Origin of the sequence: Halopseudomonas oceani (genome assembly GCF_963677335.1) — a bacterium.
Classification (GTDB): domain Bacteria; phylum Pseudomonadota; class Gammaproteobacteria; order Pseudomonadales; family Pseudomonadaceae; genus Halopseudomonas; species Halopseudomonas oceani.
Genome location: NZ_OY781932.1, coordinates 3,695,920 through 3,709,230, shown reverse-complemented (window position 1 = coordinate 3,709,230; position 13,311 = coordinate 3,695,920). Strand labels below are relative to the sequence as shown.

Below are 13,311 nucleotides of genomic sequence, written 5' to 3'. Positions count from 1 at the left end.
CAGGCGACTTTTACGCTGCCCGAGATGCGGCGCATCCGCAATATTCACTTTGTCGGTATCGGCGGCGTGGGCATGTGCGGCATCGCAGAGGTGTTGCTCAACCTGGGCTATCAGGTGTCGGGCTCCGATCTCAAGCGCTCGGCGGTGACTCAGCGCCTGGAGTCCTTCGGTGCGCGCATCGACATTGGGCACCGTGCCGAGAATGTTCAGGAGGCGGACGTACTGGTCGTGTCCAGCGCGATCAATCCGCAGAATCCGGAAGTCGCCGGTGCCATCGAACGGCGCATTCCGGTGGTGCCGCGTGCGGAGATGTTGGCCGAGCTGATGCGTTATCGCCACGGTATTGCGGTTGCCGGCACACACGGCAAGACCACTACCACCAGTCTGATTGCCTCGGTGCTCGCTGCAGATGGTTTGAGTCCGACCTTCGTGATCGGCGGCAGATTGACTGCCGCCGGCACCAACGCTCAGTTGGGCGAGAGCCGCTATCTGGTTGCTGAAGCGGACGAGAGCGACGCGTCATTCCTGCACCTGCAGCCGATGGTCGCCATTGTTACCAATATCGACGCTGACCACATGGCGACCTATGAGGGCGACTTCAACAAGCTGAAGCGCACCTTCGTCGAATTTCTGCACAACCTGCCGTTCTACGGTCTGGCTGTGCTCTGCATTGATGACCCGGTAGTGCGTGAAATTCTCCCGCAGATCAATCGTCAGGTCGTGACCTACGGTCAGTCGGACGATGCTGACATCCGCGCAGTGGATATTCACCAGCAAGGGATGCAGACGTTTTTCACCGTGCTACGCGAAGATCGCGAGCCGCTCAAGGTCTCGGTCAACATGCCGGGCGTGCACAACGTACTGAACTCGCTGGCGACCATTGCCGTCGCCACCGACGAAGGCGTGTCTGACCGCGCCATCGTTGATGGGCTGGCTGGCTTTCAGGGCGTTGGTCGTCGCTTCCAGGTTCAGGGTAATTACCGCTGGGCAGACGGCGAAGTGATGCTGGTTGATGACTACGGTCACCACCCGCGCGAAGTTGCAGCGGTGATCAAGGCGGTACGTGCTGGCTGGCCCGAGCGACGTCTGGTCATGCTCTATCAACCGCACCGCTACAGCCGGACCCGCGACCTGTACGAAGACTTCGTCCAGGTGCTGGGCGACGCCAACGCGCTGTTGCTGATGGAGGTCTACCCGGCGGGCGAAGAGCCGATTCCGGGGGCAGACAGCAAGCAGCTGTGCCGCAGTATTCGTCAACGTGGTCAGCTGGACCCGATTTATGTCGAGCGTGATGCCGACGTCATGCCGCTACTGGAAGCGGTGTTGCAACCGGGCGACATTCTGCTGACCCAGGGCGCAGGGGATATTGGTGGGCTGTCGGTCCAGTTGGCCGAAGCTCTGAGCAATCGTGATACCGGAGGTGAAGCCTGATGGTCGATGTAGCTGACTTTGGGCGTGTGGCAGTGTTGTACGGCGGCAAGTCCGCCGAGCGTGCGGTATCGCTGAAATCGGGGGCTGCTGTCCTTGCGGCGCTGCAGGGCGCGGGCGTTGATGCCTATGGGATTGATGCTGACGAGACGCTGGCAGAGCAGTTGCTGAGTGCGCGGCCAGATCGGGTGTTTATCGCGTTGCATGGACGCGGTGGTGAAGATGGCAGTCTGCAGGGCCTGCTGGAGAGCCTGCAGATTCCCTACACCGGCAGCGGCGTGATGGCCTCGGCGGTCGGCATGGACAAGCTGCGTACCAAGCAGATTTGGCAGAGCATCGGCCTGCCGACACCGGCCTACGCAATGTTGCGCGGTGCTGCTCAGTGCGCCGAGATCGTCGAGCGGCTGGGTACGCCCCTGATCATCAAGCCGGTTCACGAAGGCTCAAGCATTGGCATGGCCAAGGCTGACAGCTTGCAGCAATTGCAGGATGCCTGGGAAAGCGCCCGCAGCTACGACGATGAGGCGCTGGTCGAGCAGTGGATACATGGCGCGGAATTTACCGTCGCGATTCTCGATGGCAAAGCCCTGCCGCCGATTCGGCTGCGTACGCCTCACACTTTTTATGACTACGACGCCAAGTACCAGGCCGATGACACCCAATATCTGTGCCCCTGCGGCTTGCCCGCAGAGCAGGAAGCGCAGCTCAAGGCGCTGAGCCTGCAGGCGTTCGAGGCAGTGGGCTGCAAGGGTTGGGGGCGCGTTGACGTGATGCAGGACGAACAGGGCCGTTTCTACCTGCTGGAAGTGAATACGGTGCCGGGGATGACTGACCACAGTCTGGTGCCAATGGCGGCCAAGGCCACCGGGATGGATTTTGCTGCGCTGGTGCTGGCCATTCTGGCTGGCACGCTGAGTTAACGGATAACAGGATGCAGGCAGTTCGCGATAACCGCAGCGCTACACCGCTTTCCCGCCGCAAGGCCGGTGGGCGAGGTGCCGTGCGCGTTCCGCCTGCACAACCGCGGCAGCTGCCACGGCTGCGTCTGCCACGTCCGAATCTGCGTGGTCTGGGTGGGCGGCTGCAGCATTTGCTGTGGCCGTTGCTGCTGGTTGCTCTTGGTATGGGATTGTACGAGCTGGGTAGCCGGTTGATGCCGCTGGCTGACCGGCCGATTGCGCTGATCAGTGTCGAGGGCGAGCTTGAGTACATCGACCGTGAAGCGGTTCAGCAGGTCATTCAGCCCTACCTGAATGACAGCTTTCTGGGTATCGATCTGGATGGTCTGCGCAGCGACCTGCTGGCGATGCCCTGGGTCGCGCAGGCGTCGGTTCGTCGGGTTTGGCCCGACAAATTGGTGATAGCGCTGGATGAGCAACTGCCGGTGGCCCGTTGGGGGGACAAGGCGCTGTTGAATAACGAGGGCAAGGCGTTCGAGCCGCAGGATATCGCGCGTTTCAGCGAGTTGCCGCAGCTCAATGGCCCGGAGCGCTCCAAACGTCGGGTAATGCGTCAGTACCAGCAGTTCAGCAGCCTGCTGCGCCCGCAGGGCATGGTGGTCAGCAAGCTGGAGTTGCGAGATCGCGGCAGTTGGTTCCTGACCACGGATGACGGTATGGAGCTGTTGCTAGGGCGGGACAATCTGGTGGACAAGATGCAGCGGTTCATGACCATCGAGCAACTGATGCTGAGTGACCGTCGAGAACTGATCGCGCGCGTGGATCTGCGCTACAGCAATGGTATGGCCGTCGCCTGGCGTGATGCAGGCGACGCCGAAAAAGTGTCGGAGTAACGGGAAGATTATGGCAAGCAAGCAGGGCAGCAGAATGATTGTGGGCCTGGATATCGGCACCTCCAAGGTCGTGGCACTGGTCGGCGAGATCGGGGCGGACGGCGAGCTGGAAATTGTCGGCATTGGCTCGCATCCCTCGCGCGGGCTGAAGAAGGGCGTGGTGGTGAACATCGAATCGACGGTGCAGTCCATTCAGCGCGCGATTGAAGAAGCGGAGCTGATGGCTGGCTGCCAGATTCATTCTGTCTACGCCGGGATTGCGGGTAATCACATTCGCAGTCTGAATTCCAACGGCATCGTCGCTATTCGCGACCGTGAGGTGGTACAGGCAGACATCGAGCGGGTGCTGGATGCCGGTCAGGCGGTAGCCATTCCGGCGGACCAGAAGGTGCTGCATATCCTGCCGCAGGAATATGTGATTGATAACCAGGAGGGCGTGCGCGAGCCGCTCGGCATGTCTGGTGTGCGTCTGGAGGCGAAGGTCCATCTGGTGACCTGCGCGCTTAACGCGGTGCAGAACATAGAAAAGTGCATTCGTCGCTGCGGCTTGGAAGTGGAAGATGTGATTCTCGAGCAACTGGCCTCCAGTTATGCCGTGCTGACCGAAGACGAGAAAGAGCTCGGTGTATGCCTGGTTGATATCGGTGGCGGCACGACCGATATCGCCATCTTTACCGAGGGGGCGATTCGCCATACCGCGGTGATTCCGATTGCCGGCGATCAGGTTACCAACGACATCGCCATGGCGCTGCGTACGCCAACCCAGTACGCCGAGGAAATCAAGATTCGCTACGCCTGTGCACTGGCCAAGCTGGCTGGTCCGGAGGAAACCATCAAGGTGCCGAGTGTTGGTGAGCGGCCGCCGCGTGACCTGTCTCGTCAGGCATTAGCAGAGGTAGTTGAGCCGCGTTACGACGAGTTGTTCACCCTGATCCAGGCTGAACTGCGCCGGTCCGGTTTCGAAGACATGATTCCGGCGGGCATCGTCATGACCGGCGGTACCGCCAAGATGGAAGGCGCCATTGAGCTGGCCGAGGAGATTTTTCACATGCCGGTTCGCCTCGGCATGCCGCAGGAATTCAAGGGGCTCACCGACGTTGTGCGCAATCCGATCTACGCCACCGGCGTGGGGTTGCTGCACTACGGCATGAAGCACCACGGTGACCATAGCTCCCAGCCGAGCGATAGCAACAAGACGCCAGTGCTGGAGCGTGTGAAGAAATGGTTCCAGGGCAATTTCTGATTGCTCTGAACCGATGCAACAGACCCGCCTAAGCGGGCAGCAGTAACGAAACGAAACGAAAACGATACGAGTAGCTATTCAAGGAGAAAGGCCATGTTCGAACTGATCGATAACGTTCCGCAGAACGCAGTAATCAAGGTCGTCGGTGTAGGCGGTGGCGGCGGTAACGCCCTGCAACACATGGTGGTCAACAATGTTGAAGGGGTGGATTTCATCTGCGCCAACACCGATGCTCAGGCACTGAAAAACGTCAGCGCGCGCACTGTGCTGCAGCTGGGCTCAGGCGTCACCAAAGGGTTGGGCGCCGGAGCCAACCCGCTGATCGGCCGTGAGGCCGCGATTGAAGACCGCGAGCGCATTGCTGAAGTGCTGCAAGGTTCAGACATGGTGTTCATCACCGCCGGTATGGGTGGTGGTACCGGTACCGGTGCTGCGCCGATTGTTGCTGAGGTAGCTCGTGAAATGGGCATCCTGACCGTTGCCGTCGTGACCAAGCCGTTCCCGTTTGAGGGTCGCAAGCGTCTGCAGGTGGCGGAAGAGGGTATCCGTGAGCTGAGCCAGCATGTCGACTCGCTGATCACTATCCCGAACGAGAAACTGCTGACTGTGCTCGGCAAAGACGCCAGCCTGCTGGCTGCCTTTAGCAAGGCCAACGACGTTCTGCTGGGTGCCGTGCAGGGTATCGCGGACCTGATTATGCGTCCCGGTATGATCAACGTTGACTTCGCCGACGTTAAAACCGTCATGAGCGAAATGGGTATGGCAATGATGGGAACCGGTCACGCCAGTGGTCCAAACCGTGCTCGCGAAGCGGCTGAAGCGGCCATCCGCAGCCCGCTGCTGGAGGATGTCAACCTGATGGGTGCCCGCGGTATTCTGGTCAACATCACGGCTGGCCCTGACCTGTCGCTGGGTGAGTTCTCCGAAGTCGGTAGCACTGTTGAAGAGTTTGCCTCTGAAACGGCCACCGTGGTTGTCGGTACCGTTATTGATCCGGAACTGCGCGACGAGCTGCGTGTGACTGTGGTTGCTACTGGTCTGGGCGCACGTGAGAAGCCGGTTAAGGTCGTGGACAACACCGCTGCTGCGCCGGCTCAGGCCGCTCGTCAGCCGGAAGCTGGTGCGCCGAACTATCGCGATCTGGATCGTCCGACCGTCATGCGCAATCAGGCTCCTTCCGGTAGCGCTGCCGCTCGCTTGAGCCAGCCGGCTGAAGACCTGGATTACCTGGATATTCCGGCATTCCTGCGTCGTCAGGCTGATTGAGCTGATCAATTGAAGGCATTGGGGTAATTGGTATTCATCAAAAGCTGACTTTGCTATGATGCACGCCAGTTTACTGAGAGTTTTTCGCAATCAGAGCGGAAGCAGGCAAGCATGATCAGACAACGCACATTGAAAAACGTCATCCGGGCCACAGGTGTTGGTCTGCATTCGGGTGAGAAGGTATACCTCACACTGAAGCCGGCACCGGTGGATACGGGGATCGTGTTCCGGCGCGTGGATCTTGACCCGGTGGTCGAGATCCCGGCGCGTGCCGAGTGTGTAGGGGAGACGACTATGTCGACGACCCTGATCAAGGACGGCGCTAAGGTCGACACGGTTGAGCATCTGTTGTCGGCGATGGCGGGTCTGGGTATCGATAATGCTTATGTCGAGCTGAGCGCGGCGGAAGTGCCGATCATGGATGGCAGCGCTGGGCCCTTTGTCTTTTTGATTCAGTCGGCGGGCATTGCCGAACAGGATGCCGCCAAGCAATTTATTCGTATCAAGCGGGAAGTCACGGTAGAAGAAGACGGCAAGACCGCCACTTTTGTGCCCTTTGAAGGGTTCAAGGTGTCGTTCGGTATCGACTTCGATCACCCTGTATTCCGCGGCCGCAGCCAGGAAGCCTGTGTCGACTTTTCCAGTACATCCTTTGTGAAGGAAGTCAGTCGCGCACGCACGTTCGGCTTCATGCGTGACATCGAGTACCTGCGTTCCCAGAACCTGGCACTTGGTGGCAGTGTCGACAACGCCATTGTGGTGGATGAGTATCGGGTGTTGAACGAGGATGGTCTTCGTTATGAAGACGAGTTCGTCAAACACAAGATTCTGGACGCCATCGGGGATCTTTATCTGCTGGGCAAGAGTCTGGTAGGCGAGTTCCGTGGCTACAAGTCGGGGCATGCACTGAACAACAAACTGCTGCGTGCTCTGCTGGCAAACAAGGATGCATGGGAACTGGTTACCTTCGATGATGCGGGTACCGCTCCGATCTCCTACATGCGTCCCGCTGCGGCCGTCTGATCTCAGACGTCTGACAGCCTACTCGTTTCGTTTCTTGTTTCGGCCGCCTTCGGGCGGCCGTTTTTATTTTCTGGGGTTGTCTGTTTGCGCCGAATCAATGGCCTTCCGGCTCGCCATGATGGCGCGCAAGCCTGCTCAAGGCAGCCTTGAGTTCAGGGTCGCAGACGTGTTCGGCGGTTTCCTGCAACGTGCTGCTAGCCACCTTTGAACGCTTGATAGTGCGAACGGGTGGTGCTTTTTTGATCAATGGTGGTTGTACCTTGCAATGAATTTTCGTTAAGGTGGCGAATTCGTTGAAGGTCTGCAGGTCCCGAATCAGCCTTTTCTGCTGATACCGCATGCGCGTAGCCCACTGACTGCTGGTGACTACCAGTCGCAGTACGCCGGTCTCGAATGAGGCAACCCGGCACTGTTCGCGTGCTGCCGGTTCGAGACGCGACTCAAACAGGGCCTGCAGGCGCTCAAGTTGACGGGACTTTTCCAGCAGTGCGCGGAGTGTGCTACTGGTTCTTAAAAGGTCGGTTGGTCGACGTGCGTCCAGCGGATGGAATGCCATAGGTTCGCTGCCAGCCAGGAGTGATGGAGCGGTCATCCTATCAGAACCGCCGTCAAGAATGTTTGGGGTTGCTATTTGAATATCATTATTCTCACCGGGCGCAATGGCGCATCGCGAACACTGACGCTGGGAGCGCCGTGGGTTGCTGCCGGCGTTTGCCTGCTGCTGGCGCTACCGCTGGTCGCGTCTCTGGTCACCTGGCAACTGATGGCCGGCAGTTCTACGGAGCTGGCGGCAGGTGACTCCAGTGTCCCGCAGTGGCAGCAGGTGCTGCAGGACTACGATGTCGACCCGCTGGTCGAAGATGATGGTACCCAGGCACAGATTGAGCGCATGAGTCAGCAGCTAGCCCGCCTGCAAATGCGGCTGACCCGTCTGGATGCGTTGGGCGAGCGACTGACCGAATTGGGCGATTTCAACGACGGTGAATTCGATTTCGGTTCAAATTCTGATTTTGACTTTGGTATTGATCTGGAATCGGGCATGGGCGGTCCAGAGCTGCGCGATGATGACCTTACCTTCGAAGCGCCTTCAGATCTGCAGGGCTTGATTGAGCAGCTGTCCGCGCGGGTTGATAACCGCACGCAGCAACTTCAGCTGCTGGAAGATCTTATGGTCAACCGGCAAACCGACGTTGATGCGATGCTGGATTTCGTTCCGGTCAGCGTCGGCCATCTGTCATCTACCTTTGGCCGTCGTACCGACCCGATAACCGGACGCATATCGATGCACAATGGGTTGGATTTCGCGGCGCCGCGCGGTACACCGATTCACGCAGTTGGTGCGGGGGTGGTTATCTTCGCTGGCCGTCATGGTGCGTATGGCAACATGATCGAAATTAATCACGGCGGCGGTCTCAAGACCCGTTACGCGCATGCTTCGGTGCTTAAGGTCAACAAAGGTGACCTGGTGCAGAAGGGTCAGGAGATCGCTGCAGTTGGCACTACCGGTCGTTCCACAGGCCCCCACCTTCATCTCGAAGTCTACCGCAACGGCATGGCGGTCAACCCCGCTCGCTTCCTGGCGTTGAAATAACCTCCAGTGATCCTCATATAGGTTGTCGGTCGATGCACTTGTCGGCAGGCGGCCCTGCCCTCTGCGCGGTTTAATGTGCGGCAGAAATCAGAGTAGAATGCCGTTTTCGGGCTGGTCCGGCAGCATGGGACTGGACACGCCACTCATCACATGGATATCTAAGTCGATTATGTTTGCGCCGTTAATGAGAAAGCTGTTTGGAAGCAAGAACGACCGTGAATTGAAGCGAATGGGTAAGGTTGTCGCTGCGATCAACGCCCTTGAAGAAAGCTTGAATGCACTGAGTGATGAACAGCTGAAGGCGAAAACAGACGAATTCAAGCAACGCCTTGCCAGCGGTGAGACCCTGGATGCGCTGCTTCCCGAAGCCTTTGCTGTCGTGCGTGAGGCGGGTAAGCGCGTGATGGGGATGCGCCACTTTGATGTCCAGCTAGTCGGCGGTATGGCGTTGCACGAAGGCAAAATCGCTGAGATGAAGACTGGTGAGGGTAAGACACTGGTCGGTACGCTACCGGTATACCTCAATGCGCTGGCCGGTAAAGGTGTTCACGTGGTCACCGTGAACGACTACTTAGCCAATCGCGACGCCAACACGATGCGCCCGCTGTACGAGTTCCTCGGAATGACTGTTGGCGTCGTTGTGCCGATGCAGGACCCGGAGCAGAAGCGCGCGGCCTACCAGTGCGATATTACCTACAGCACCAACAACGAGCTTGGCTTTGACTACCTGCGCGACAACATGGCCTTCCGGCTGGAAGACAAGTTCCAGCGTGAGCCGTTCTTTGCCGTCGTTGACGAGGTTGACTCGATCCTGATTGACGAGGCGCGAACCCCGCTGATCATCTCCGGTCCCGCGGAAGACAGTTCCCGGCTGTATACCACCATCAACAAGCTGATTCCCCTGCTCAAGCGCGGCCAGCTCGCTGAAGAGGGTGAAGAAGGTGTCGAAGGCCACTACCTGATTGACGAGAAGGCCCGTCAGGTCGAGCTAACCGAAGAAGGTCACCAGTTCGTTGAAGAGCTGCTGGCGCGCGAGGGTATGCTCAATGAGGGTGACAGCCTGTACGCTGCGCAGAACCTTGGCCTGTTGCACCACGTCCATTCCGGTCTGCGTGCGCACACCTTGTTCCATCGCAATGTCGAGTACATCGTGCAGAACAATCAGGTGCTGCTGGTAGATGAGCACACCGGTCGCACCATGCCCGGCCGCCGCCTGTCCGAGGGCCTGCATCAGGCTATCGAGGCAAAGGAGGGGTTGCAGATTCAGGCCGAGAGCCAGACGCTGGCCTCTACTACCTTCCAGAATTACTTCCGTCTGTACCCGAAACTGTCCGGCATGACCGGTACTGCCGACACCGAGGCGTTCGAGTTTCGTCAGATCTATGGTCTGGATGTCCTCGTTATCCCGACCAACAAGCCGATGGTACGCAAGGACTACAACGACCTTGTTTATCTCAGCATCGAAGAAAAGTTCGCCGCTATCGTTGCCGACATCAAGCATTGCATGGAGCAGGGTCGCCCGGTGCTGGTCGGTACGGCGTCCATTGAGTCGTCCGAGGTTGTAGCCAATCTGCTGACCCGTGAGAAGGTGCCGCACAAGGTCCTGAATGCCAAGTTCCACGAGAAGGAAGCGGAAATTGTAGCGCAGGCCGGTCGCCCTGGTGCGGTGACCATCGCCACCAACATGGCTGGCCGGGGTACCGACATCATTCTGGGTGGTAACTGGGAAGCCGAAGTTGCCGCGCTGGAGAACCCGACCGAGCAGCAGATCGCCCAGGTCAAGGACGAGTGGCAGCTGCGTCATCAGCAAGTACTCGAGGCGGGCGGCCTGCATATTATTGCTTGTGAGCGCCACGAATCACGCCGTATCGACAACCAGCTGCGCGGTCGTGCGGGTCGTCAGGGTGACCCGGGTTCCAGCCGTTTCTACCTGTCGCTGGAAGACAACCTGATGCGTATCTTCGCCTCTGACCGGGTGAAGAACTTTATGAAAGCGTTGGGCATGGAGAAAGGTGAGGCCATTGAACACCGGATGGTGACCAACGCCATTGAGAAGGCACAGCGGAAAGTCGAAGGACGCAACTTCGATATTCGTAAACAGTTGCTGGAATATGACGATGTTGCCAACGAGCAGCGTAAGGTTATCTATGGTCAGCGCAACTCGATTCTGGCCAGCGAGAACGTTGAAGAAACAATTAACGCGATTCGTCAGGATGTAGTGAATGATCTGGTGGCGATGCATATGCCGACCGGCAGCCTGCCGGAGCAGTGGGATGTCGCTGGGCTGGAGCACAGTATTGCCTCCGAACTGGGTTTGCATCTGACTATCCAGCAGTGGCTGGACGAGGATGAGCGTCTGAGCGAGCAGGGTGTGGCCGAGCGCGTGCTGGAAGCGCTGGTTGCGGCCTACCGCGAGAAGGAGGAGCTGGCTGGAGCCGAAGCCCTGCGCACCTTCGAGAAACAGATGTTGCTGCGTGTGCTGGACGATCTGTGGAAAGAGCACCTGGCAACCATGGATCATCTGCGTCAGGGTATTCATCTGCGTGGCTACGCGCAGAAGAACCCCAAGCAGGAATACAAACGCGAAGCCTTCAACCTGTTCCAGGAAATGCTGGAAACCCTCAAACGTGACACTATTCGCGTCCTCAGTCACGTCCAGGTGCGTCGCGAAGACCCGGCCGAGGAAGAGGCGCGGCTGCGTCGCCAGGCCGAAGAGCTGCAACGCCGCCTGCAATTCAAGCACGAAGAAGTGAATGCCGTCGCTGATGTTGCAGGTGATGAGCCGGCTGAGCCGGAGCAGGCGGGTAACGCCGCACCGGTCACCCGTGAAGGCCCCAAGGTCGGCCGTAATGACCCCTGCCCATGCGGGTCTGGCAAGAAGTACAAACATTGCCATGGACAAATTAGCTGAGCCCGGTGAAAGCAGCCGCAAGCTCCAAGCCTTAAGCGGCAAGCAAAACCCGCGCGTTATCGAGCCGCGCGGTGTTTAAACCAATTAATAGCGGCACAGTTTGCAACAGCGCTTGACGGCTGCGCCGCCCAGCTTACCATTGCCCACAGCTTGTGGGGGCGGCCATCCGCCTTGCGGCTTACCTTTCCCTTTTAATCTTGGAGTTGTTGATCATGCCTGTCGGTCTTGGCCCTTTGCCTGTGCTGCACCCTGTACCCGGTTTTCGTCTTGGTATTGCTTCTGCCGGGATCAAGCGAGTCGGTCGCAAGGATGTCGTGGTCATGGAAGCGGCGGAAGGCTCGACGATTGCGGGCGTATTCACGCAGAACGCATTCTGCGCCGCACCGGTTACCCTGTGCCGCCAACGCATGGGCAGCGCCCCGCGTTATCTGCTGGTTAATACAGGTAACGCCAACGCCGGGACCGGCAAACCAGGCATGGCGGCAGCCGAGCGGACCTGTGAGGCGCTAGCCGAGCTGGTTGGAGTCAAGTCGGAACAGATTTTGCCATTCAGCACGGGTGTTATTGGTGAGTTGTTGCCTGCTGACAAGATTATTCCGGTGCTGCCTGCAGCCCTTGAAAACCTGTCCGAAGATAACTGGGCGGTTGCCGCCGAAGGGATCATGACAACCGATACCCAGCCAAAAGGCTGCAGCCGGCAGATTCAGATTGCCGGTCAGACCGTGACCATCACCGGTACCTCCAAAGGTGCCGGGATGATTCGTCCGAACATGGCCACCATGCTGGGTTACGTTGCCACCGATGCGCCGGTTGCCCAGCCGGTGCTGCAGGCGCTGCTGCGTGAAGCCGCAGACCTGTCGTTCAACCGTATTACCATCGACGGCGATACCAGCACCAACGACTCCTGCATGCTGGTTGCGACCGGCAAGGCCGCCATCGCTCCGATCGACAGCACCGAGGCAGCGGGCTACGCCGAGCTGGCCGCAGCGATCAAGGAAGTGCTGCTGGTGCTGGCCCAGGCCATCGTTCGTGATGGTGAGGGCGCAACCAAGTTTGTCACTGTTCAGGTCAACGGCGGCGGCAACCGCAACGAGTGTCTGGATGTCGCCTACGCCGTGGCGCACTCGCCGCTGATTAAGACGGCGCTATTTGCTTCTGATCCGAATTGGGGGCGTATTCTGGCCGCTGTCGGCTATGCTGGGGTGCCGAATCTGGATGTCGAGAAAATTGACGTCTACCTCGATGATGTCTGCATTACCCGTCAAGGCGGTCGAGCCCCTGAGTATGTTGAGGAGCAAGGCGCGCGGGTGATGGCCCAGGAAGAAATCACTATTCGCATTGAGCTGGGGCGCGGCGCCTGCTCTGAAACGCTCTGGACTACCGACCTGTCCCATGAGTATGTGCGGATCAACGCCGAGTACCGTACCTGAGTCATTACCTCTGACTGCAGATGTCGGCAGCCAGCACTGCCGACTCGCTGCGTAACCGTCCCACCCGGTTGATGATCAGTCGCCGGCCGGGATGTTCGGGATGCACCGGACACAGTCGAAGGGTTCCGGCAAGAAATCCGCCGTCCAGACGTTCAGACTCGCCCAGCGGGTTGTAGCGCAAATAGCGAGCCAGCTCCCCGGTCGCGCTGATCGTGGTGATGTTGGTCGCTTGATCCTCCTGCAGCAAGATATCGTCAGCATCCAGCTGCCCATTCTGGTTGTTGTCGACGAAAACCCGCCATCCCCCATTCCAGTTGCCGGCCAGCGGCGCCATGACGACTGCCTGATTGCGCGTGATAGCTGTCTCTCGCGTCAGGCGAATACTGTTGGTGAGTCGGTCTCCAGCGTTATCGAGCCGTTGCTGGTCAAGTGTGCGGGCCAAGGATGGCACGCCAAGCGTAACGGCCAAGCTCAGTAGGGTGATCGCCACTAGCAATTCGATCAGGCTGATGCCGCCGTCGTGCCGATTGGGTTGTCGATTTGATGCGCCCATCCTTGCTCCTGATACCTGTCATCCTGTTGATCTGACCGGTCATCGCGCCCCAGGCGACGTTGACCTCGGGTCTT

11 protein-coding genes are annotated in these 13,311 nt (G+C 58.9%); 9 read left to right on the top strand and 2 right to left on the bottom strand.

Translation table 11 applies throughout. The features are described from left to right. Positions 1-24 precede the first annotated feature (24 nt). The 6 genes from murC (at position 25) to lpxC (ending at position 6,752) form a co-directional block, all read left to right on the top strand. Positions 25-1,431, top strand: coding sequence for a UDP-N-acetylmuramate--L-alanine ligase (murC, locus tag ACKPCU_RS17315; protein ID WP_321351877.1), 1,407 nt, complete (start codon positions 25-27; stop codon positions 1,429-1,431). Continuing rightward, a complete protein-coding gene (locus ACKPCU_RS17310; RefSeq protein WP_321348628.1) occupies positions 1,431-2,348 on the top strand; it encodes a D-alanine--D-alanine ligase in 918 nt (305 codons plus the stop codon). The genes murC and ACKPCU_RS17310 overlap by 1 nt, the downstream gene beginning before the upstream one ends. A gap of 11 nt (positions 2,349-2,359) precedes the next feature. Beyond that, entirely contained in the window at positions 2,360-3,220 is an 861-nt protein-coding gene (locus ACKPCU_RS17305) for a cell division protein FtsQ/DivIB (RefSeq protein ID WP_321348626.1), read from the top strand. Between the two features lie 10 nt (positions 3,221-3,230). After that, the gene (ftsA, locus tag ACKPCU_RS17300; RefSeq protein ID WP_104737428.1) at positions 3,231-4,463 is read left to right on the top strand and encodes a cell division protein FtsA; all 1,233 of its coding nucleotides are present in this window, start codon (positions 3,231-3,233) and stop codon (positions 4,461-4,463) included. A gap of 93 nt (positions 4,464-4,556) precedes the next feature. After that, positions 4,557-5,729, top strand: a complete 1,173-nt coding sequence (gene ftsZ, locus ACKPCU_RS17295; protein WP_104737427.1) for a cell division protein FtsZ — start codon at positions 4,557-4,559, stop codon at positions 5,727-5,729. A 111-nt stretch (positions 5,730-5,840) separates the two neighbouring features. Beyond that, positions 5,841-6,752 (top strand): UDP-3-O-acyl-N-acetylglucosamine deacetylase, encoded by a 912-nt coding sequence (gene lpxC / locus ACKPCU_RS17290; protein WP_104737426.1) that lies wholly within the window; start codon positions 5,841-5,843, stop codon positions 6,750-6,752. Between the two features lie 94 nt (positions 6,753-6,846). Here lpxC and ACKPCU_RS17285 read toward each other — a convergent pair whose 3' ends face one another. Next, positions 6,847-7,308, bottom strand: coding sequence for a DUF721 domain-containing protein (locus ACKPCU_RS17285; protein WP_321348622.1), 462 nt, complete (start codon positions 7,306-7,308; stop codon positions 6,847-6,849). A gap of 75 nt (positions 7,309-7,383) precedes the next feature. On the opposite strand from ACKPCU_RS17285, the gene ACKPCU_RS17280 reads away from it, so the two are divergent. The 3 genes from ACKPCU_RS17280 to argJ all read left to right on the top strand — a co-directional run bounded on the left by ACKPCU_RS17280 (position 7,384) and on the right by argJ (position 12,684). Then, the gene (locus ACKPCU_RS17280) at positions 7,384-8,343 is read left to right on the top strand and encodes a M23 family metallopeptidase (protein ID WP_321348619.1); all 960 of its coding nucleotides are present in this window, start codon (positions 7,384-7,386) and stop codon (positions 8,341-8,343) included. 169 nt (positions 8,344-8,512) lie between these two features. After that, complete coding sequence (gene secA, locus ACKPCU_RS17275; protein ID WP_321348616.1) at positions 8,513-11,254, top strand: preprotein translocase subunit SecA; 2,742 nt, start codon at positions 8,513-8,515, stop codon at positions 11,252-11,254. Positions 11,255-11,466: 212 nt separating this feature from the next. Continuing rightward, complete coding sequence (gene argJ / locus ACKPCU_RS17270) at positions 11,467-12,684, top strand: bifunctional glutamate N-acetyltransferase/amino-acid acetyltransferase ArgJ (RefSeq protein ID WP_321348615.1); 1,218 nt, start codon at positions 11,467-11,469, stop codon at positions 12,682-12,684. Positions 12,685-12,688: 4 nt separating this feature from the next. On the opposite strand, the gene ACKPCU_RS17265 is transcribed toward argJ, so the two are convergent. After that, positions 12,689-13,237 carry a GspH/FimT family pseudopilin gene (locus tag ACKPCU_RS17265; RefSeq protein ID WP_104737421.1) on the bottom strand — a complete coding sequence of 183 codons (549 nt, stop codon included), beginning with the start codon at positions 13,235-13,237 and terminating at the stop codon, positions 12,689-12,691. Between the last annotated feature and the right edge of the window lie 74 nt (positions 13,238-13,311).